The sequence below is a fragment of the Pseudorhodoferax sp. LjRoot39 genome (assembly GCF_964253035.1).
Taxonomy (GTDB): Bacteria; Pseudomonadota; Gammaproteobacteria; order Burkholderiales; family Burkholderiaceae_C; genus Pseudorhodoferax.
This window is the reverse complement of the sequence record NZ_CAXUQL020000001.1, coordinates 6,531,084-6,550,907: the sequence shown is the minus strand read 5'-3', so window position 1 is coordinate 6,550,907 and position 19,824 is coordinate 6,531,084. Positions and strand designations below refer to the sequence as shown.

The following is a 19,824-nucleotide window of genomic DNA, read 5'->3' as shown; positions in this document are numbered from 1 at the left end:
GTGCAAAGCGCACTACGTTGAATGACGTATTCGGCTGACGCAGGGTCGCGGATACCTTCTGTTGCACCGCAGCACACCACCTTCCCGTGCTGCGACCGTCCAACCAAAAGGAGTGTCCATGTCCGCTGATTCCCGTCCCGAATCCGTCCTGCGCCGCCGCATGCTGCAGATGGCTGCCATGTCGCCCCTCGCCGGCCTGTCGGCCGCCGCGCTGGCCCAGCAGTTCCCCACCGCCAAGGTCAACACCACGGGCCTGGCCATCACCGACACCGAGGTGACGGTCGGCCAGCTGCACTCGGCCACCGGCACGATGGCCATTTCCGAGACCGGCTCGATCCAGGCCGAGCAGCTCGCCATCGACCAGATCAACGCCATGGGCGGCATCCTGGGCCGCAAGATCAAGGTCATCAAGGAAGACGGCGCCTCCGACTGGCCCACCTTCGCCGAGAAGAGCCGCAAGCTGCTCGTCAACGACAAGGCCGCGTGCGTGTTCGGCTGCTGGACCAGCGCCTCGCGCAAGGCCGTGCTGCCGGTGTTCGAGAAGGAGAACGGCCTCTTGTACTACCCCACCTTCTACGAAGGCCTGGAGCAGAGCAAGAACGTGATCTACACCGGCCAGGAAGCCACGCAGCAGATCATCTGGGGCCTGGACTGGGGCGCCAAGGAGAAGAAGGCCAAGACCTTCTTCCTGGTCGGCTCGGACTACATCTGGCCGCGCACCTCGATGAAGATCGCGCGCAAGCACATCGAGACCGTGGGCAAGCTGGGCAGCGTGAAGGGCGAGGAGTACTACCCGCTGGGCCACACCAACTTCAACTCGCTGATCAACAAGATCAAGGTGGCCAAGCCCGACTGCATCTTCGCGGCCGTGGTGGGCGGCTCCAACGTGGCCTTCTACAAGCAGCTCAAGGCCGCCGGCATCACGGGCGACAAGCAGTTCCTGCTGACGCTGTCGGTCACCGAGGACGAGATGACCGGCGTGGGCGGCGACAACTTCGCCGGCTTCTACTCGTCGATGAAGTACTTCCAGTCGCTCGACAACGAGAACAACAAGAAGTTCGTCGATGCCTTCAAGGCCAAGTACGGCAAGGATGCGGTGATCGGCGACGTGACGCAGGCCGGCTACCTCGGCCCCTGGCTGTGGAAGGCCGCGGTCGAGAAGGCCGGCAGCTTCGACGTGACCAAGGTCGCGGCAGCGTCCCCCGGCATCGAGCTCAAGACCGCGCCGGAAGGCTACGTCAAGGTCGACGCCAACCACCACCTGTGGAGCAAGGCGCGCATCGGCCAGGGCCAGAAGGACGGCACGTTCAAGGTCGTTGCCGAGTCTTCGGCCCTGATCGCTCCGGACCCGTTCCCCAAGGGTTACCAGTAAGCACCCCCAGGCCCTCTCCCGGCGGTCGGGGGAGGGCCGTGTCGAGAACCTTTGAGAGCGAGCGCGCCATGACCATTTCCGAGATGCTCAACATCGGCCTCATGCAGGGCTTCGCGGGCCTGTCCCTGTTCGCGGTGCTGCTGCTGATGGGCCTGGGCCTGGCCATCATCTTCGGGCAGATGGGCGTCATCAACATGGCGCATGGCGAGTTCATGGCCATCGGCGCCTACACCGTTTACATGGCCGCCACCTTCACCGAGCACAACGCGCCCGGCGCCATGGCGGCGTACTTCCCCATCGCCATCGTGCTGGCCTTCGTGGTCGCCTTCTTCTTCGGCTGGATCATGGAATGGGCCTTGATCCGCCACCTGTACAGCCGGCCGCTGGACACGCTGCTGGCCACCTGGGGCGTGAGCCTGGCGCTGCAGCAGTGCTTCCGCACCTTCATCGGTCCCAAGGAAGTCAGCCCCACGCTGCCCGATTGGCTGATGGGCTCCTGGGCCCCCATGGAGGGCCTGGACATCCCGATCAACGGCCTGTTCGTGCTGGCGCTCACGCTGGTCGTGACGGCCGGCGTGCTGATCGCGCTCAACAAGAGCCGCTGGGGCCTGCGCGTGCGCGCCACGGTCAGCAACCGCACCATGGCCAACGCCACCGGCATCGATACCAAGAAGACCGACCGGCTGACCTTCGCGATCGGCTGCGGCATCGCCGGCGTGGCGGGCGCGGCCTTCACCACCATCGGCTCCACCGGGCCGACCTCGGGCTCGCTCTACATCGTCGACGCCTTCCTGGTCGTCACCTTCGGTGGTGCCGCCAGCCTGCTCGGCACCGTGGTCTCGGCCTTCGGCATCGCGCAGACGCAGTCCATCACCGAGTTCTTCATGAGCGGCTCGATGGCCAAGGTGCTCACGCTCTCCTTGATCGTGCTGATCCTGATGGTGCGCCCGCAGGGCCTGTTCGCTTCCAAAGTCCGTCGCTAGAGGCCCGTATGAAACAACTGATCCAACGCTACCAGCTGGCGAGCCTGCTGCTGCTGACCCTGCTGCTGGTCGTCGTGCTGCCGCTCACGCTCGACATCTTCCGCCTGAACCTGGTCGGCAAGTACCTCAGCTATGCCTTCGTCGCCGTGGGCCTGGTCATGGTGTGGGGCTACGGCGGCGTGCTGAGCCTGGGGCAGGGCGTGTTCTTCGGCCTGGGCGGCTACGCCATGGCCATGTTCCTCAAGCTCGAAGCCTCGGACCCCGAGACCACCAAGATCCAGTCCACGCCCGGCATTCCGGACTTCATGGACTGGAACCAGCTGACCGAGTTGCCGCTGATGTGGCTGCCGTTCAAGAGCCTGCCGCTGGCGCTGATCCTGGTGGTGGCCGTGCCGATGGCGCTGGCCTGGTTGATCAGCTTCGCGATGTTCAAGCGCCGCGTGGGCGGCGTGTACTTCGCCATCATCACGCAGGCCGTGGCGCTGATCCTCACGGTGCTCATCATCGGCCAGCAGGGTTACACGGGCGGCGTGAACGGCATGACCGACCTCAAGACCATGCTGGGCTGGGACATCCGCACCGACAGCGCCAAGACCATCCTGTACTTCGTCTGCGTGGCGCTGCTGATCGGCGCCATCCTGCTGTGCCGCTGGATCCAGACCAGCAAGCTCGGCACGCTGCTCCTGGCCATGCGCGACAAGGAAGACCGCGTGCGCTTCTCGGGCTACGACGTGGCCAACTTCAAGGTGTTCACGTTCTGCCTGGCGGCCGGGCTGTCGGGCATCGGCGGCGCGCTGTTCACGCTGCAGGTGGGCTTCATGTCGCCCACGCTGGTCGGCATCGTGCCTTCCATCGAGATGGTGATCTTCGCGGCCGTGGGCGGGCGCATGAGCCTGGTCGGCGCGGTGTATGGCGCGCTGCTGGTCAACGCCGGCAAGACGCTGTTCTCCGAGAGCTTCCCGGATCTGTGGCTGTTCCTGATGGCCGCCCTGTTCATCGGCGTGACCATGGCCTTCCCGATGGGCCTGGCCGGGTTGTGGGAAGACAAGATCAAGCCCTGGTGGCAGGCGCGCGGCGCCGCCCGCAAGGCCTACGACGACAAGCTCGTGGCCGCCAAGACGGCGCCGCATGCCGCATCGGTGATCAACAGCAACGAGCCTGCCACGCCCGACGCGAGCCTGCACGGCCAGCGCGCCTGAGCCCCGAGGAACCCACCATGAGCAACACCGACTTCGCCCTGGCCGTGGAAGACCTCACGGTCGCGTTCGACGGCTTCAAGGCCATCGACGCGCTGACGCTGTACGTGGACAAGAACGAGCTGCGCGTGATCATCGGCCCCAACGGCGCGGGCAAGACCACGCTCTTGGACCTGATCTGCGGCAAGACCAAGGCCAGCGCCGGCTCCATCAAGTTCAAGAACACCGAGCTGACCGGCATGGCCGAGCACAAGCGCGTGCGGCTGGGCATCGGCCGTAAGTTCCAGACGCCGTCGATCTACGAGAACCTCTCCGTCTTCCAGAACCTGGAGGTGTCCTACCCGTCCGGCCGCTCTGTGTTCGGCGCGCTGGCCTTCAAGTGCACAGACGGGATCAAGGCCGCGGTACAGGCCGTGGCCGAGGACATCTTCCTGGCCGACAAGCTGCACACCGAGGCCGGCCTGCTCTCGCACGGCCAGAAGCAATGGCTGGAGATCGGCATGCTGCTGATGCAGGAGCCCGAACTGCTGATGCTGGACGAGCCCATCGCCGGCATGAGTTCGCGCGAGCGCGAGCTGACGGCCGAACTGCTCCAGCGCATCAGCAACAACCGCGCCGTGATCGTGATCGAGCACGACATGGATTTCGTCGCGCAGATCGCGCACAAGGTCACCGTCATGCACCAGGGAAAGATCCTGGCCGAAGGGCCGATGGACAAGGTGCAGGCCGACCCCAAGGTCATCGACGTTTATCTGGGACATTGACATGAGCAACGTACTCCTGAAGGTCGACGACATCCACACCGCCTACGGCCAGAGCGAGGCGCTGCACGGCATCAGCTTTTCTGCCCACGCCAACGAGACCGTGGCCATCATGGGCCGCAACGGCATGGGCAAGACCACGCTGTTCAAGAGCCTCATGGGCATCCTGCCGCTCAAGAGCGGCGCCATCCAGGTGGCGGGGCAGGATGTGTCCAGGGACGAGAGCTTTCGCCGCGTGGCCAAGGGCATCGCCTACGTGCCGCAGGGCCGCATGATCTTCCCCACGCTGACGGTGGAAGAGAACATCCAGACCGGCCTGCAGGGCGGCCCCAGCCTGCGCGTGCCGGACGAGATTTACGCGCTGTTCCCGGTGCTCTTCGAGATGAAGCGGCGCAAGGGCGGCAACCTGTCGGGCGGCCAGCAGCAGCAACTGGCGATTGCGCGCGCGCTGGTCACCAACCCCAAGGTGCTGCTGCTCGACGAGCCCACCGAGGGCATACAGCCTTCCATCATCAAGGACATCGCCAAGGCGCTGAACGAGATCCGGCGCATGAAGGGCATCGCCATCGTGGTGTCCGAGCAGGTGCTGTCGTTCGCGATGGACGTGGCCGACCGGCTGTTTGTGATCGAAGGCGGCCGCCTCGTGCACGAGACCGCGCGCGACAAGACCGACATCGCGCACATCAAGAAGTACCTGTCCGTTTGAGTTTCCACACAACCAGGAGCAATTCCATGCCCGAAACCCTGATCAAGGTCGACCTCTCGCAGCCCGCACCCAGCAACGAGCTCGTGCACAACCGCTGGCACCCCGACATCCCGATGGCCTGCTGGGTCAACCCGGGCGACGACTTCGTGCTGGAGACCTACGACTGGACGGGTGGCTTCATCAAGAACAACGACAGCGCCGACGACGTGCGCGACATCGACCTGACCACGGTCCACTACCTCAGCGGCCCCGTGGGCGTGAAGGGCGCCAAGCCCGGCGACCTGCTGGTCGTGGAGCTGCTGGACATCGGCGCCAAGCAGGACAGCCTGTGGGGTTTCAACGGCTTCTTCAGCAAGAAGAACGGCGGCGGTTTCCTGACCGAGCACTTCCCGCAGGCACAGAAGTCGATCTGGGACTTCCACGGCATGTTCACGACCTCGCGCCATGTGCCGGGCGTGAAGTACGCCGGCCTGATCCACCCGGGCCTGATCGGCTGCCTGCCCGACCCCAAGATGCTGGAGACCTGGAACACGCGCGAGCAGGCGCTGATCGATTCCGACCCGGCCACCAGCGGATTGGCCAACCCGCCGTTCGCGGGCACGGCCCACATGGGCCAGCTGAGGGGCGATGCCGCCGCCAAGGCCGCGGCCACCGGCGCGCGCACCGTGCCGCCGCGCGAGCACGGCGGCAACTGCGACATCAAGGACCTGTCGCGCGGCTCCAAGATCTTCTTCCCGGTCTACGTGGACGGCGCCGGCCTGTCGGTCGGCGATCTGCACTTCAGCCAGGGCGACGGCGAGATCACCTTCTGCGGCGCCATCGAGATGGCCGGCTGGGTGCACATGAAGGTCACCATCATCAAAGACGGCATGGCCAAGTACGGGATCAAGAACCCGATCTTCAAGCCCAGCCCCATCGTGCCGACCTACAACGACTACGTGATCTTCGAAGGCATCAGCGTGGACGAGAGCGGCAAGCAGTACTACCTGGACGTGAACGTGGCCTACCGCCAGGCCTGTTTGAACGCCATCGAGTACCTGAAGAAGTTCGGCTACTCGGGCGCGCAGGCCTATTCCATCCTGGGCACGGCCCCCGTGCAGGGCCACATCAGCGGCGTGGTCGACGTGCCGAACGCCTGCGCCACGCTGTGGCTGCCGACGCAGATCTTCGACTTCGACATCAACCCCAGCGCGGCCGGCCCGACGAAGTTCCTGGACGGCTCGGTGCAGATGCCGCTGTCGCCCGACCTTACGTGAGGCTGGCTTAGCCCGGCCGCGTCGCTCTTCCCTGTCCCGGATAATCTCCGAGGACAAGGAAAGCAATCAAATGGCCACGTCACACGAGGTAGAGCGACCGGGTTCGTTGGAGCGCAGGCCGGAGGCCGGCGCCTACAAGGTCGAAGACTTGCTGGATGAAGTCCGGCGTGGTCGGGTTCGCATTCCCCACTTTCAGCGCGCGCTGAAGTGGAAGCGTGAAGATGCTCTCCAGCTGCTGGACAGCATGTACCGTGGCTATCCGGTTGGCACACTGCTGTTGTGGGAGACACTGGCACCGGCGAACGAGCTGGTTTTCGGTTCTGTGCGCCTGTCCGGTGCCGAAAGTCGCAACGCCTTGCTGGTCGTCGACGGTCAGCAACGGCTCGTTTCTCTGGTCAGGACGCTGCTGGCTCCCGAGCCAGCAGTCGATGAGTTTGCATTGTTCTTCGATCTCGACGACGTGCGCTTTGTTGCCCCTCCGGGTGACGCGCTCGTGGCGAAAGATCCCACCCGCTGGCTGCCTCTCACCGTGGTCCTCGATTCAGAGCAACTGATCAAGTGGTTGCTGGACAAGGTACCGTCGCCGCAGAGGCGCGATGCCGCCATTCAGCTGGGACGGCGGGTCCGAGAGTATGAGATTCCGGCTTACACGGTCCGGACCGATGACGAAGACGTTCTGAGAGAGGTGTTCCGACGCATCAATACCCATGGCAAGCAATTGTCGGCAGGGGATGTGTTCGATGCCCTGAATGGTGCTCGGACTGGAGCCAAGCCCGGCACGCTGGCACAGATTGCCAAGGAGCTGGAGGAGCTCGATTTCGGTCTCATCGAAGAGAAGGTCATCTATCGGCTGCTGAGGGTGTTGCAAGGCCACGATGTGACGGAACGTTCCGGCAAGGGCGAGCTGCGTCTGAAGGGTGAGAAGGCCGAGGCCGCGTATGAGCAGACCCTGAACGTCATGCGACAGGTCGTTCTGTTCGTCAAGCGGGAGGCGGGCATCCTGCACTACGAGTTGCTGCCCTACAAGCAGCCCCTCATCACCTTGGGACGGTTCTTTCAACACCATCCGCAGCCGCAGCCCCGTTCGCGCGAACTCCTTGTGCGCTGGTTGTGGCGAGGCGCTTTGACGGGGGCTCATCGCGGCGACACGGTGTCCACACGCCAGTCCCTGGCGCAGATCGACGCATCGGATGAAGAGTTGTCCGTGCAGCGCATGCTGGAACGTGTGGGAACAAGTGAGTCCAGCATAGTGCCTGCGGCATCGGACAAGTTCAATTTCCGCCATGCCGCGGGCAAGCTCATGACACTGGCGCTCATGGAGCTCAAGCCTGCTGCATTCGACAAGAACCAGGCCGTGGATGTTTCCGCCTTGCTGCGCGTGGCGGCCGACACGGAGACCTCGCCCTTACTCGAATTGATCAGTCAGATCGCAGGCGGACCCAGCGATGGGCTGCATACCGTTGCGAACCGGTTGTTCCATCCCAAGATTCCCAAGTTGCGGACCTTGCTTGCTGACGCGCCCGCGCCTGTTTTGTTGTCACACGGCATCGACGACCAGGCGGTCGCGGCCTGGCGGGCATCGGATCGTGTGGCCTTTCTCGCGCATCGCACAGCGTGGTTGGACCATCATTTCAGACAGTTTTTTGCACGTCGGGCGCGTTGGGACGAGTCTGATCGGCCATCGATGGCCGCACTCGTGTTAGAGGATGAGGAGGCGTGAGACGTGGCTGCCCAAATGCTGCATGTCCTGCTGAACGCCCTGTCTGTCGGCACTTTGTCTTTGAGCGAGGAAGGCAGATGCGAATTTCGCTTGTTGTCGTCGTACCGCCAGGCTCATCCGCGACCGGTGCTGGGGCAGCGGTTTCTCGACGACTTGGAAGGATCGTGGCAGACGCGGGCGCGTGTCCCGTCCTGGTTCTCGAACCTGCTGCCCGAGGGGCAGTTGCGGGATTTGATTGCTCGGCAGGCCGGCGTGCATGTCGACCGGGAGTTTTTCCTGCTTCGCCACCTTGGAGAGGATTTGCCTGGCGCAGTCCGCATTGTTCCCGAGGACGCCGTGGTGGACGGGATGTTTGGCGTCATTCCCGGAGAAGAGGTCGAGCGGACAGATGACGACGTCTGGCATTTCTCTCTTGCTGGAGTGCAACTGAAGTTTTCCGCTCAGCGCCAAGGTCGGGGGCTGACCATTCCGGTACGTGGCCAGAATGGCGACTGGCTCGTCAAACTACCCGACGCGAGGCACCCCGCTGTGCCTGAGAACGAACATGCAACCATGCGTTGGGCATCGCTGAGCGGAATCGACGTGCCGGAAACGGCGTTGATCCCGATCGGGGACATTGAGGGATTGCCTGAGGATGTGGCTCAGAGTCTTCGCGAGCCACTGGCCTACGTGGTGCGCCGCTTCGACCGACCGCAGGGGCAGCCGCGCGTGCACATGGAAGACTTCGCCCAATTGCTCGACCTGTATCCCGAGCAAAAGTATGACAAGTACAGCTACGAAACGATTGCACGCATCGTGTTGGCGCTGACGGGTGAGCCGGGCTTGCGCCAGTTCCTGCGCCGGCTGGTGTTCGTGGTGGCGAGCGGCAACGGCGATGCGCATCATAAAAACTGGAGCTTGCTTTACCCCGATGGCCTGACGGCCGTTTTGTCGCCGGCCTATGACTTCGTATCAACGATTGCCTACCAACCCACCGATCGATTGGCGCTGAATCTGGCGCGTTCGAAAGACTGGGCCAGCGTCACTCTGGACAGCTTTCAGCGTTTGGCCCGCAAGTTGGACATCGATGCGGCGCTGGTGTTGGATGAAGTAAAGCAAGCCAGCGCTGACATCCGCGAAGTCTGGAGTTCGAGCAGTGGGGATCTGGGCTATAGCCAAGCTCTGCGGAAGACGCTGGATCAACACATGTCGGAACTGCCTCTATTCCGCCTGTAGCACGTACCTTCGCCGTCGCCCGGGTGGAGGGTGACGCCAGCGGCGCCGCGGCATGATGCGGTCATGCCGCGGCCGCACCACCATGTCTACGTCGTCCAGCTCGCCGACCAGGTGTGGAACAGCGCGCGCTTTCGCAGTGCCAATCCCGACTACCAGCTCGGCAAGCCCTTCGTCTACGTGGGCATGACCGGGCTGGACCCGGACATCCGCTTCGACAAGCACAAGGCCGGCATCCAGGCCAATCGCTTCGTGATGCTGTACGGCGAGCGGCTGCTGCCGGCGCTGTACGCGCGCTACAACCCCATGCCCTACCAGGCTGCGCGCGAGATGGAGGTGGAACTCGGCATCCGCCTGCGCGCGCTGGGCTTCGGCGTCTGGCAGGGCTGAGGCCTCTACGTCATTCGACGTAGTGCCCGGCGTGGCCGCCGTGCGCAGAATGAACTGAACTTTCCAACCGACCGGACCCTGGCCATGCCCACCTACGATTACGACTGCCCCGGCTGCGGCGGCTTCGACGCCTTCCGCACGCTGGCCCAGCGCAACGAACCCGCCGCCTGCCCGGACTGCAACACGGCCTCGCCGCGCGTGTTCGTGAGCGCGCCACGCCTGGCGCTGATGGACGGCGGCACGCGCGCCGCCATCGGCGTCAACGAACGCGCCCGGCATGAGCCCAAGAGTTCGCGCGATTACCAGCGCATGCGGCATCCGGCCGGCTGCGGCTGCTGCAGCACCAGCGGCAAGCGCTCGGCCACCGTCACCGCGCCCAGCGGCGCCAAGGCCTTTCCGTCCAAGCGGCCCTGGATGATCAGCCACTGAGGCGGGCCGAGCGCAGCGTCTGCACCAGCATGCGGTACAGGCTGTCCACGGCCTGCGAGCCCTGCGAAGCCTTGCTGCGGTAGACGGCGACCTGCATGGGCTCCATCGGCCCCAGTCCCTGCTCCAGGCCCAGCACCTGCAGGTGCGCCGGGGCGCTGCATTGCGTCAGGGCTGCCACGGCCAGACCGCTTTCCACGGCGGCGATCTGCCCTGCCAGGCTGGAGCTGTTGTAGACCACCTTGTACGGCCGGCCCTGCTGCGCCAACGCTTGGAGAGCACTGCGACGGCCCAGGCTGGCCGCCTCGTACACCGCGATCGGCAAGGGCGTGCGCCGCCACACCTCGAACTGCGGCGAGCCGACCCAGACCATGGGCTCGTGGAACAGCAGCATGCCGCGACGCGCATGGTCGCGCGAGACCAGGGCCAGGTCGAGCTCGCCGCTGGCCACGCGCGGGATCAGCGCGGTGGACTGCTCGCAGTCGAGCTGGATCTCCACGCCGCCATGGCGCGGCCCGAAGCGCTTGAGCACGGGCGTGAGGTATTGGCTCGCGTAGTCGTCGGGCACGCCCAGGCGCACCTGGCCCGAGACGGTCTCGCCCTGCAGCGCAGCCTGGGCCTCGGCCTGCAGATCCAGCATGCGCCGCGCGTAGCCCAGCAGCTGTTGGCCATCGGGCGTGAGCTGCAGATGCCGCGGCCCGCGCGCGAGCAGCGGGCGGCCGACGGCGGCCTCGAGCTTCTTGAGCTGCATGCTGACGGCGGATTGCGAGCGGTGCACCTCCAGCGCGGCGCTGGACAGCGAGCCCGCGTCCACGCAGGCGACGAAGGCCCTCAACCAGTCGATCTGCAGGTCGTGCATGGATTCGATTTTCGCATGGCAGAGCGGCGAATTATCCGCTTTCCAAAAAGATGGCCGGGCAGCACAGTGCGGGCATGCGTTCCTCCCATGCCTTCTCGCCGGCCCTGCAGCACGGCGCGCTCGACGGCCGTGCCATCGGCGTCATGACGCTTCTGTGCCTGCTCTGGAGCCTGCAGCAGATCTCGCTCAAGGCCGTGGCCGATGCGGCGAGCCCCATGCTCATGATCGCGCTGCGCTCCGGCATCGCGCTGGTGCTGCTGGCCTTGCTGATGGCCCGCCGCGGCGAGGCGCCGCAGCGGGCGCGCTACGGCGCCGGCCTGCTCGTGGGCGCGCTGTTCGGCGTCGAATACCTGCTTGTGAGCACCGCGCTGGAACTGACCCAGGCTTCGCACGTGGTCGTGTTCCTCTACACCTCGCCGATCTTCGCGGCACTGGGCCTGCAGTGGCGGCTGCCGGCCGAGCGGCTGGGCGCTGTCCAGTGGCTGGGCATCGCGCTGGCCTTCGGCGGCATCGCCGTGGCCTTCCTGGGCGGGCGGGGTGGGGCGGCCAGCGGCCACCCGCAGGCCTGGCTCGGCGACCTGCTGGCGCTGGCGGCCGGCGGCGCCTGGGGCGCCACCACGGTGGCGATCCGCTGTTCGTCCCTGGCCAGCGCGCCGGCCACCGAGACCCTGCTGTACCAGCTGCTGGGTGCCTTCGTGCTGCTGCTGCCGGCGGCCTGGCTGCTCGGCGACTGGCGCTTCACGGCCACGACTGTGGTGTGGGCCCACCTGGGCTTCCAGAGCGTGGTGGTCTCGTTCGCGAGCTTCCTGACTTGGTGCTGGCTGCTGCGGCGCTACCTGGCCTCGCAGCTTGGGGTGTTCTCCTTCCTCACGCCGCTGTTCGGTGTGCTGCTGGGCGTCTGGCTGCTCGGCGAGGCGTTGGCGCCGCGCTTCGTGGCCGGCGGCGGCCTGGTGCTGGCCGGCATCGCGCTGGTCGGCGGCCATGCGGCGCTGGCACGCCGGCTGGCGGCCGTGCGCGGGCTCGCCCCGCGCTGATCTGCCCCCACCAGCGCATACGCCACCTGGCGTACAGACCCCTTTCGGGGTTCTCCCTAGGATCGCTCCCAAGGTCAGACAAGGCCCACAGGCTTGTCGGACCGGACCGAACCAACCACCAACGGGAGCACTCCGAATGCAACGCAGCTTCACCATCAAGGCCACCGCCCTGGCCAGCGCCGCCATCGCCCTGGCCGGCCTCGCCGCCGTTCCCGCCTTCGCGCAGGACACCATCAAGGTCGGCGTGCTGCACGCGCTGTCCGGCACCATGGCCATCTCGGAGACGGCGCTCAAGGACATGGCGCTGATGACCATCGAAGACATCAACGCCAAGGGCGGCGTGATGGGCAAGAAGCTCGAACCCGTGGTGATCGACACGGCCTCCAACTGGCCGCTGGCCGCCGAGAAGGCCAAGCAGCTGATCGGCCAGGACAAGGTCGCCGTGACCTTCGGCTGCTGGACCTCGGTGTGCCGCAAGTCGGTGCTGCCGGTCTATGAAGAGAACAACGCGCTGCTGTACTACCCCGTGCAGTACGAGGGCGAGGAACTGTCCAAGAACGTGTTCTACACGGGCGCGGCACCGAACCAGCAGGCCATTCCCGCCGTGGAATACCTGATGGGCAAGGAAGGTGGCGCCGCCAAGCGCTGGGTGCTGCTGGGCACCGACTACGTGTATCCGCGCACCGCCAACAAGATCGTGCGCGCGTTCCTGAAGTCCAAGGGTGTGGCGGACGCCGACATCATGGAGACCTACACGCCGTTCGGCCACAGCGACTACCAGACCATCGTCGCCGACATCAAGAAGTTCAGCACCGGCGGCAAGACGGCCGTGGTCTCCACCATCAACGGCGACTCCAACATCCCGTTCTACAAGGAACTGGGCAACGCCGGCCTGAACGCCAAGACCGTGCCCGTGGTGGCCTTCAGCGTGGGCGAGGAAGAACTGCGCGGCCTCGATCCCAAGCCGCTGGCCGGCCACCTGGCCTCGTGGAACTACTTCATGAGCGTCAAGAACCCGACCAACACGGCCTGGATCAAGCAGTGGAGCGACTACGCCAAGGCCAAGAAGCTGCCCGGCCAGTCCACCAAACCGCTGACCAACGACCCGATGGAAGCCACCTACGTCGGCATCCACATGTGGAAGCAGGCCGTGGAGAAGGCCAAGTCCACCGACTCCGACAAGGTCATCGCCGCCATGGCCGGCCAGACCTTCAATGCGCCCAGCGGCTTCACGCTGACCATGGACGCCAAGAACCACCACCTGCACAAGCCCGTGCTGATCGGCGAGATCCGCCCGGACGGCCAGTTCAACGTGGTCTGGCGCACCAAGGCCCCGGTCAAGGCCCAGCCCTGGAGCCCCTTCATCGAAGGCAACGACAAGAAGAAGGACGAGCCCGAGAAGAAGTGATCGGCTCCACCTGGCGCCACACATGAGAAGGGGCCGCGCGCCCCTTCTTTCACATCCAGAACACCAACATCAGGGGGTTGCCTTGCGAACATGGATCCGCACGCTGGCCACGGCGCTGGCGCTGTTCGGCGCTGTCGCCTCGGCGCACGCGCTGAGCAACGAGGCCGCACTGGCCATGGCCTCGGGCACGTCGTCCGAGCGCATCGAGGCCATCACGGCCGCCGTCATCGAGGCCGTGGAGAAGGGCGACGCGAAGACCGAGGCCTTCCTGCAGGCGCTGTCCGACGACAGCGTGCGCTTCACGGTCGACAAGGTCTTCGTCATGCAGGGCGACAAGGGCCACGACCCGGTGACGGGCGCGGAAGTGGCGGTGCCCGCGGATGCCGAGGATGTGGTCAACAACAACCTGATGCGCAGCGAGCTCGACGTGGCGCTGGCCGCGCTGCAGCTGCGCAGCGAAGACACCGGCGTGCGTGCCGACGCCGCGCGCGCGCTGGCCGGCGCACCGTCGGAGGCGCGCTTGCCGCTGCTCGACAAGGCGCTGGCCATCGAGAAGGACGCCGGCATCCGCGAGCAGCTGGAGCTGGCGCGTGCCGGCGGCCTGCTGTCCAGCGAGGACCCGGCCAAGCGGCTCGCCGCCGCGGCCACGCTTTCGGAGAACAAGCGCCCGGCCACCAAGCTGCTGCTCAACGAGCGCCTGGCCGAAGAGCAGGACCCGGCCGTCAAGAAGGCCATCGTGGCGGCGATTGCCAGCATCGACGCCGGCCTGGTCTGGGGCGAGCGCCTGGGCCAGGCCTTCACGGGCGTGAGCCTGGGCTCCATCCTGTTGCTGGTGGCGCTGGGCCTGGCCATCACCTACGGCCTGATGGGCGTGATCAACATGGCGCACGGCGAGCTCATGATGATCGGCGCCTACGCCACCTACGTGGTGCAGGGCCTGTTCCAGAAGTACCTGCCGGGCGCCTTCGACGCCTACCTGATCGCCGCCATTCCGGCGGCCTTCCTGGCCTCGGCGCTGGTCGGCGCCATCCTGGAGCGCGGCGTGATCCGCTTCCTGTACGGCCGGCCGCTGGAGACGCTGCTGGCCACCTGGGGCATCAGCCTGGTGCTGATGCAGCTGGTGCGCTCGACCTTCGGCGCGCAGAACGTGGCGGTGGAAAGCCCGTCCTGGATGAGCGGCGGCGTGCAGCTGCTGCCCAACCTGGCGCTGCCCTGGAACCGCGTGCTCATCATCGTGTTCGCGCTGCTGGTGCTGGCCGCCGTGGCCTGGCTGATCGGCCGCACGCGGCTGGGCCTGTTCGTGCGCGGTGTGACGCAGAACCGTCCCATCGCCTCCTGCATGGGCGTGAACACCGCGCGCATCGACACCTACGCCTTCGCGCTGGGCTCGGGCATCGCGGGCCTCGCGGGCTGCGCGCTGAGCCAGGTCGGCAACGTGGGGCCGGACCTGGGCCAGAGCTACATCGTCGACTCCTTCATGGTCGTGGTGGTGGGCGGTGTGGGCCAGCTGGCCGGCACGGTCTATGCCGCGCTGGGCCTGGGCATCCTGAACAAGCTGTTCGAGGGCTGGGCCGGCGCGGTGCTGGCCAAGATCGCCGTGCTGGTCCTCATCATCGTCTTCATCCAGAAGCGGCCCCAGGGCATCTTCGCGATGAAGGGCCGCAGCGCGGAGGCTTGAATTCCATGAGCAGTACACCCATGTCTTCGATCGAACGTGCGCTGGCGGCCGAGGCCGGCGTCCAGGTGCCTCCGCCACCGCCGCCACCCCCTCCGATCGGGCGTCCGGCCGTCAAGCTGCCGGGCCGCGCGCCGCTGCTGACCCGGCCCGGCTGGGCCGCCTTTTTCGCCGCGCTGCTGGCCGTCTGCGCGCTGGCGCCGGTGCTCAACCTCATGGTGCCCGACGGCAGCGCGCTGCACCTGTCGGACTACACCGTGGCCGTACTCGGCCGCATCATGTGCTACGCCATTGCGGCACTGGCGATGGACCTGATCTGGGGCTACACCGGCATCCTGTCGCTGGGCCACGGCCTGTTCTTCGCGCTGGGTGGCTACATGATGGGCATGTACCTCATGCGCCAGATCGGCCTGGAGGGCAACTACAAGAGCGAGCTGCCCGACTTCATGGTCTTCCTGGACTGGAAGGAACTGCCCTGGCACTGGACCTTCAGCGGCTCCTTCGTGCTGCAGATGATTTTGGTGGTGGCGGTGCCGGGCCTGCTGGCCTTCGTGTTCGGCTACTTCGCGTTCCGCTCGCGCATCAAGGGCGTGTACTTCTCCATCATCACGCAGGCGCTGACCTTCGCGGCCATGTTGCTGTTCTTCCGCAACGAGACCGGTTTCGGCGGCAACAACGGCTTCACCGACTTCAAGCGCATCGTGGACATCCCGATCGCCACGCAGCAGATGCGCATGACGCTGTTCGTGACCACCGGCCTCGTGCTGCTGGGCTTCTTCCTGTTCGCGCGCTGGCTGGTGCAGAGCAAGTTCGGCCGCGTGCTGCAGGCCATCCGCGATGCCGAGAGCCGCGTGATGTTCTCGGGCTACAACCCGCTGCGCTACAAGCTGACCATCTGGACGCTGTCGGCCATGATGTGCGGCGTGGCCGGCGCGCTGTACGTGCCGCAGGTCGGCATCATCAACCCGACCGAGATGTCGCCGGCCAACTCCATCGAGATCGCGATCTGGGCCGCGGTGGGCGGCCGGGCCACGCTGATCGGCCCCATCGTCGGCGCCTTCCTCGTGAGCGGCGCCAAGAGCTGGTTCACCACGGTGTTCCCCGAGTACTGGCTGTACTTCCTGGGCGCCATGTTCATTCTCGTGACGCTGTACCTGCCGCACGGTGTGGTGGGTCTGGCGCGCAAGCTGCTCGCACGCGGCAAGGAGGAGCGCGCATGACGCCGGACCTGATGGAAGAGGGCGCGCAGCGCCTGGAGCGCACCGCGGTGGCCGAGCTCGGCAAGACCGAGTCGGGTGGCCGCGAGGCCGGTTTCTCGCGCATCGCCACGCCGGGCGAGGTGGACGTCACGCACGGCCGCATCCTGTACCTGGAGGACGTGCACCGCTCGTTCGACGGCTTCAAGGCCATCAACGGCTTGAGCCTGGACATCGCACCCGGCGAGCTGCGCTGCATCATCGGCCCCAACGGGGCCGGCAAGACCACGATGATGGACATCATCACGGGCAAGACGCGGCCGGACAAGGGCACGGTGTTCTTCGGCAGCACCATCGACCTGCTGCGCCACACCGAGCCCGAGATCGCGCAGCTGGGCATCGGCCGCAAGTTCCAGAAGCCCACGGTGTTCGAGCAGCTCACGGTGTTCGAGAACCTGGAGCTGGCGCTCAAGACCGACAAGAACGTGCTGCCCTCGATGCTGCACCGGCTGGACTCGCGCCAGAGCGACCGGCTGGCCGAGATCCTGCACACCATCCATCTGGCCGACAGCGTGAACCGGCTCTCGGGCAACCTCTCCCACGGCCAGAAGCAGTGGCTGGAGATCGGCATGCTGCTGATGCAGGACCCCAAGCTGCTGCTGCTGGACGAGCCCGTGGCCGGCATGACCGATGAGGAAACGGCGCGCACCGCCGAGCTGTTCCTCACGCTCAAGGGCAAGCATTCGCTGATGGTGGTGGAGCACGACATGAGCTTCATCCGCACGATCTCGGAGATCGTCACAGTGCTGTGCGACGGCTCGGTGCTGGCGCAGGGCACGCTCGACGAGGTGCAGGCCGACGAGCGTGTGATCGAGGTTTACCTGGGACGATGAAATGAGCATCCTGAGCGTCAAAGGCGTCAACCAGTACTACGGCGGCTCGCACATCCTGCGCGATGTGAGCCTGGATGCGCAGCTGGGCAAGGTCACCGTGCTGCTGGGCCGCAACGGCGTGGGCAAGACCACGCTGCTGAAATCGCTGATGGGCCTGGTGCCGATCAAGACCGGCGCCATCGCGTTCGACGGCAAGCCCATCGAGCGCAGCACGCCCTACGAGCGCGCGCGCGCCGGCATGGGCTTCGTGCCCCAGGGCCGCGAGATCTTCGCGCGGCTCACGGTGGAGGAAAACCTGCGCATGGGCCTGGCCTACAAGAGCGGCAGCACGCCGATCCCGGCCGAGCTGTTCGAGCTGTTCCCGGTCTTGAAGCAGATGCTGCACCGGCGCGGCGGCGACCTCTCGGGCGGGCAGCAGCAGCAGCTGGCGATCGCGCGGGCGCTGGCGCCCAAGCCCAAATTGCTGATCCTGGACGAGCCGACCGAGGGCATCCAGCCCAGCATCATCAAGGACATCGGCCGGGTGATCCGCATGCTGGCCGACCGGGGCGACATGGCCATCCTGCTGGTGGAGCAGTACTACGACTTCGCCGAAGAACTCGCGGACGAGTACCTGGTCATGGAGCGCGGCGTGTTCATCGCGCGCGGGCCTGGCAGCGAGATGCAGGAGAAGGGCATTCGCCAGCTGGTGGCGATCTGAGTGCAGCCGGGGCGGCGCCGGCCCGGCTGCACAGAGTGGGTGCTGCCGTGGCTGGCGGCACCCGGACACGCTTTACAGCGCTGCGTCCTTCAGCTTCTTCAGCGAACGCACCTTCACGCGCACGGTGGCGGGCTTGGCGGCGAACTCGCGCTCGACCTTGGTGAAGGGGTCGATGCCGCGGCGCTTCTTCTTGGCGGGAATCGCGACGGACGTGACCTTGATCAGGCCGGGCAGCGTGAACTCTCCGAGGCCCTTCTTGTTCAGCGAGGCGACCATCGTGGCTTCCAGCGCGGTCAGCACGGCCTTGACCGTCTTCGGCTCGGCGCCGGACAACTCGGCCAGGTGCGCTTGCAGGCTGGTCTTGTTGAACGCGGTCTTGATGGGCTTCAGGGGACCGGCTGCGGCCTTGGCGGGTGCCGCCTTGGCCGGTGCGGCGGTCTTGGCCACCACGGGCTTCTTGGCAGGAGCGGCCGTCTTCGCGGGAGCGGCTGCCTTCTTGGCAGGAGCGGCTGCCTTGGCAGGAGCCGCCTTCTTGGCGGGCGCAACCGCCTTGGCGGTGACAGTCTTCTTCAGGGGAGCGGTTTTCTTAGCAGTTGCCATGTCGAGATACTTCTTTGGAATCGGAAATGCGCAATGTCGCGCCGGGCGATTTTAGGAAAGTTCCGACGACCCCTTTGAAACCAGCGTCGACGAGGGGCTGCTGCCTTGCGCAACAGACTGGCGCAAGGGCATCGCGCGGCTGCGTTGGCCACGCCGCGCGCACATTCATGCGGCGCGCGTGGCCGCCTCGCTGCGCCTGGCGAGGCCGTAGAACTGGAAGTACACGGCATAGATCAGCATCACGAAGTTCAGCAGGTCGACCCAGGTCAGCGGATCGCCGCCGAAGCCGGGGACGATGTCCGCCTCGTGCAGCACGGCCTGTGCGAACCAGCGCGTGTAGACCACGAACGACAGCAGGCCCAGGCCCCAGCAGCAGGCGGCGCGCAGCAGCCGGTTGGTCGCCGCGCCGAAGCGCTGCGGCCAGTTGCCGGCGACGTTGCTCCAGAAGATGAGCCAGAACACGATCCAGACACCCAGTTGCGCGGGCCACAGTGCCAGGTTGTCGCCGAGCCTGGCGACAGCATCCGCGGGGATGAGCAGGCCTTCGAGCAGCGCCAGGTGGGCCCGGTAGATCGCCGTGCCCAGCACGACGTTGCCTGCCAGCGCAGCCAGCGCCACATGGCTGCGGCGCCGCAGCAGGTTCCAGGGCCAGTTGTCGAAGATCAGGAAGGTGCTGAGCCACGCCACGATGACCGAGTAGAACCAGCCGATGGTCACGGGCAGGGGCAGCAGCACCGCGTGCGGCTGCGGCGCGCCCGACACGCCGGGGTAGACCAGCAGCAGGTAGCCCAGCGCGGTGAGGCAGCCGCCGCAGGCCAGTTGCGCCAGCCCGCTGTGCGCGGGCGCGAGGCCCTGGTCGGTCCATGGCCATCCGCCCATGCCGGTCGCGAGCACGCCGAAGCCGTAGAAGCCGATCAGCACGATGAGACCTGCCGCGCCGAAGCCGGCGCCGCCGGCCGCGCTGAACGTGGGGTCGAGCCTGCCGTAGCCATGCACCAGCGCCGCGGGAATGGCGAAGCCGAGCACCAGCGTGAGTCCGGTGGCGAGCAGGCCGCGCCAGGGCTGGCGGATCGCCCCGAATCCGGCCATGCCGAAGTTGAAGCCGATGAAGACCAGCACGAGGATGCCCCAGAACAGGTACATGCCGAACGGCTGGGGGTTGTGGTTCCAGACCGCCCGCGCGGGGTCCGCAAAGAGCCGCCAGACGATCAGGCTGACGACGTGCACGACGAGGAACACCGCCGCGGAGAACGCGAGCGGCGCCAGCGCAATGCCCTGCGGCGCGGTGGAGGGTGGTGCCGACGCCGGGGCGGCATCGACGGTGGACGTGGCGGATGGCGAAGATGGCATGGCATGGATCCAGGTGCGCACCCGGCCCACCGCATGGCCGGCCAGGCGCAGGCCGGCCCGCGCCGGCAGAGGCGGCGCGGGACAGGC

19 protein-coding genes are annotated in these 19,824 nt (G+C 66.3%); 16 read left to right on the top strand and 3 right to left on the bottom strand.

What is annotated here, in order from left to right; all coding sequences use genetic code 11:
- Positions 1-118 precede the first annotated feature (118 nt).
- The 10 genes from urtA (ACSQ4M_RS30625) to ACSQ4M_RS30580 all read left to right on the top strand — a co-directional run bounded on the left by urtA (ACSQ4M_RS30625) (position 119) and on the right by ACSQ4M_RS30580 (position 10,025).
- Entirely contained in the window at positions 119-1,372 is a 1,254-nt protein-coding gene (gene urtA, locus ACSQ4M_RS30625; RefSeq protein ID WP_436193138.1) for an urea ABC transporter substrate-binding protein, read from the top strand.
- A gap of 68 nt (positions 1,373-1,440) precedes the next feature.
- Positions 1,441-2,355 (top strand): urea ABC transporter permease subunit UrtB, encoded by a 915-nt coding sequence (urtB, locus tag ACSQ4M_RS30620; RefSeq protein ID WP_436193137.1) that lies wholly within the window; start codon positions 1,441-1,443, stop codon positions 2,353-2,355.
- 8 nt (positions 2,356-2,363) lie between these two features.
- The gene (gene urtC / locus ACSQ4M_RS30615) at positions 2,364-3,554 is read left to right on the top strand and encodes an urea ABC transporter permease subunit UrtC (RefSeq protein WP_436193136.1); all 1,191 of its coding nucleotides are present in this window, start codon (positions 2,364-2,366) and stop codon (positions 3,552-3,554) included.
- A 17-nt stretch (positions 3,555-3,571) separates the two neighbouring features.
- Complete coding sequence (gene urtD, locus ACSQ4M_RS30610; protein WP_436193135.1) at positions 3,572-4,315, top strand: urea ABC transporter ATP-binding protein UrtD; 744 nt, start codon at positions 3,572-3,574, stop codon at positions 4,313-4,315.
- Between the two features lies 1 nt (position 4,316).
- Positions 4,317-5,018, top strand: coding sequence for an urea ABC transporter ATP-binding subunit UrtE (gene urtE / locus ACSQ4M_RS30605; RefSeq protein ID WP_436193134.1), 702 nt, complete (start codon positions 4,317-4,319; stop codon positions 5,016-5,018).
- A gap of 26 nt (positions 5,019-5,044) precedes the next feature.
- Positions 5,045-6,274 carry a formamidase gene (gene fmdA, locus ACSQ4M_RS30600; RefSeq protein ID WP_436193133.1) on the top strand — a complete coding sequence of 410 codons (1,230 nt, stop codon included), beginning with the start codon at positions 5,045-5,047 and terminating at the stop codon, positions 6,272-6,274.
- Between the two features lie 70 nt (positions 6,275-6,344).
- The gene (locus ACSQ4M_RS30595; protein WP_436193132.1) at positions 6,345-7,994 is read left to right on the top strand and encodes a DUF262 domain-containing protein; all 1,650 of its coding nucleotides are present in this window, start codon (positions 6,345-6,347) and stop codon (positions 7,992-7,994) included.
- 15 nt (positions 7,995-8,009) lie between these two features.
- Positions 8,010-9,209, top strand: a complete 1,200-nt coding sequence (locus ACSQ4M_RS30590) for a type II toxin-antitoxin system HipA family toxin (protein ID WP_436193131.1) — start codon at positions 8,010-8,012, stop codon at positions 9,207-9,209.
- Between the two features lie 63 nt (positions 9,210-9,272).
- Entirely contained in the window at positions 9,273-9,596 is a 324-nt protein-coding gene (locus ACSQ4M_RS30585; RefSeq protein ID WP_436193130.1) for a hypothetical protein, read from the top strand.
- An 84-nt stretch (positions 9,597-9,680) separates the two neighbouring features.
- On the top strand, positions 9,681-10,025 hold the full coding sequence (locus tag ACSQ4M_RS30580) for an FmdB family zinc ribbon protein (protein WP_436193129.1): 345 nt from the start codon (positions 9,681-9,683) through the stop codon (positions 10,023-10,025).
- Here ACSQ4M_RS30580 and ACSQ4M_RS30575 read toward each other — a convergent pair.
- Positions 10,015-10,881 (bottom strand): LysR family transcriptional regulator, encoded by an 867-nt coding sequence (locus ACSQ4M_RS30575; protein ID WP_436193128.1) that lies wholly within the window; start codon positions 10,879-10,881, stop codon positions 10,015-10,017. The two genes, ACSQ4M_RS30580 and ACSQ4M_RS30575, sit on opposite strands and share 11 nt — an antisense overlap.
- Before the next feature lie 74 nt (positions 10,882-10,955).
- On the opposite strand from ACSQ4M_RS30575, the gene ACSQ4M_RS30570 reads away from it, so the two are divergent.
- From ACSQ4M_RS30570 to urtE (ACSQ4M_RS30545), 6 genes are all read left to right on the top strand, one after another.
- Entirely contained in the window at positions 10,956-11,915 is a 960-nt protein-coding gene (locus ACSQ4M_RS30570; protein WP_436193127.1) for a DMT family transporter, read from the top strand.
- Between the two features lie 136 nt (positions 11,916-12,051).
- Positions 12,052-13,323, top strand: coding sequence for an urea ABC transporter substrate-binding protein (urtA, locus tag ACSQ4M_RS30565; protein ID WP_436193126.1), 1,272 nt, complete (start codon positions 12,052-12,054; stop codon positions 13,321-13,323).
- A gap of 175 nt (positions 13,324-13,498) precedes the next feature.
- Positions 13,499-15,001, top strand: a complete 1,503-nt coding sequence (gene urtB / locus ACSQ4M_RS30560) for an urea ABC transporter permease subunit UrtB (RefSeq protein WP_436194092.1) — start codon at positions 13,499-13,501, stop codon at positions 14,999-15,001.
- Between the two features lie 20 nt (positions 15,002-15,021).
- Entirely contained in the window at positions 15,022-16,218 is a 1,197-nt protein-coding gene (urtC, locus tag ACSQ4M_RS30555; protein ID WP_436193125.1) for an urea ABC transporter permease subunit UrtC, read from the top strand.
- Positions 16,215-17,087 carry an urea ABC transporter ATP-binding protein UrtD gene (gene urtD, locus ACSQ4M_RS30550; protein WP_056656261.1) on the top strand — a complete coding sequence of 291 codons (873 nt, stop codon included), beginning with the start codon at positions 16,215-16,217 and terminating at the stop codon, positions 17,085-17,087. The genes urtC (ACSQ4M_RS30555) and urtD (ACSQ4M_RS30550) overlap by 4 nt, the downstream gene beginning before the upstream one ends.
- Positions 17,088-17,094: 7 nt before the next feature.
- Positions 17,095-17,787: an urea ABC transporter ATP-binding subunit UrtE gene (gene urtE / locus ACSQ4M_RS30545; protein ID WP_436194091.1), complete on the top strand. Its 693-nt coding sequence runs from the start codon at positions 17,095-17,097 to the stop codon at positions 17,785-17,787.
- A 72-nt stretch (positions 17,788-17,859) separates the two neighbouring features.
- On the opposite strand, the gene ACSQ4M_RS30540 is transcribed toward urtE (ACSQ4M_RS30545), so the two are convergent.
- Together ACSQ4M_RS30540 and ACSQ4M_RS30535 are read right to left on the bottom strand one after the other, a co-directional pair.
- On the bottom strand, positions 17,860-18,387 hold the full coding sequence (locus ACSQ4M_RS30540; protein ID WP_436193124.1) for an HU family DNA-binding protein: 528 nt from the start codon (positions 18,385-18,387) through the stop codon (positions 17,860-17,862).
- 165 nt (positions 18,388-18,552) lie between these two features.
- Positions 18,553-19,737, bottom strand: coding sequence for a hypothetical protein (locus ACSQ4M_RS30535; RefSeq protein WP_436193123.1), 1,185 nt, complete (start codon positions 19,735-19,737; stop codon positions 18,553-18,555).
- Positions 19,738-19,824 lie beyond the last annotated feature (87 nt).

Bases quoted from the DNA above. Each gene is read 5' to 3' on its own strand.
- urtA (WP_436193138.1), top strand. From the start codon at position 119: ATGTCCGCTGATTCCCGTCCCGAATCCGTCCTGCGCCGCCGCATGCTG.
- urtB (WP_436193137.1), top strand. From the start codon at position 1,441: ATGACCATTTCCGAGATGCTCAACATCGGCCTCATGCAGGGCTTCGCG.
- urtC (WP_436193136.1), top strand. From the start codon at position 2,364: ATGAAACAACTGATCCAACGCTACCAGCTGGCGAGCCTGCTGCTGCTG.
- urtD (WP_436193135.1), top strand. From the start codon at position 3,572: ATGAGCAACACCGACTTCGCCCTGGCCGTGGAAGACCTCACGGTCGCG.
- urtE (WP_436193134.1), top strand. From the start codon at position 4,317: ATGAGCAACGTACTCCTGAAGGTCGACGACATCCACACCGCCTACGGC.
- fmdA (WP_436193133.1), top strand. From the start codon at position 5,045: ATGCCCGAAACCCTGATCAAGGTCGACCTCTCGCAGCCCGCACCCAGC.
- ACSQ4M_RS30595 (WP_436193132.1), top strand. From the start codon at position 6,345: ATGGCCACGTCACACGAGGTAGAGCGACCGGGTTCGTTGGAGCGCAGG.
- ACSQ4M_RS30590 (WP_436193131.1), top strand. From the start codon at position 8,010: ATGCTGCATGTCCTGCTGAACGCCCTGTCTGTCGGCACTTTGTCTTTG.
- ACSQ4M_RS30585 (WP_436193130.1), top strand. From the start codon at position 9,273: ATGCCGCGGCCGCACCACCATGTCTACGTCGTCCAGCTCGCCGACCAG.
- ACSQ4M_RS30580 (WP_436193129.1), top strand. From the start codon at position 9,681: ATGCCCACCTACGATTACGACTGCCCCGGCTGCGGCGGCTTCGACGCC.
- ACSQ4M_RS30575 (WP_436193128.1), bottom strand. From the start codon at position 10,881: ATGCACGACCTGCAGATCGACTGGTTGAGGGCCTTCGTCGCCTGCGTG.
- ACSQ4M_RS30570 (WP_436193127.1), top strand. From the start codon at position 10,956: ATGCGTTCCTCCCATGCCTTCTCGCCGGCCCTGCAGCACGGCGCGCTC.
- urtA (WP_436193126.1), top strand. From the start codon at position 12,052: ATGCAACGCAGCTTCACCATCAAGGCCACCGCCCTGGCCAGCGCCGCC.
- urtB (WP_436194092.1), top strand. From the start codon at position 13,499: ATGGCCTCGGGCACGTCGTCCGAGCGCATCGAGGCCATCACGGCCGCC.
- urtC (WP_436193125.1), top strand. From the start codon at position 15,022: ATGTCTTCGATCGAACGTGCGCTGGCGGCCGAGGCCGGCGTCCAGGTG.
- urtD (WP_056656261.1), top strand. From the start codon at position 16,215: ATGACGCCGGACCTGATGGAAGAGGGCGCGCAGCGCCTGGAGCGCACC.
- ACSQ4M_RS30540 (WP_436193124.1), bottom strand. From the start codon at position 18,387: ATGGCAACTGCTAAGAAAACCGCTCCCCTGAAGAAGACTGTCACCGCC.
- ACSQ4M_RS30535 (WP_436193123.1), bottom strand. From the start codon at position 19,737: ATGCCATCTTCGCCATCCGCCACGTCCACCGTCGATGCCGCCCCGGCG.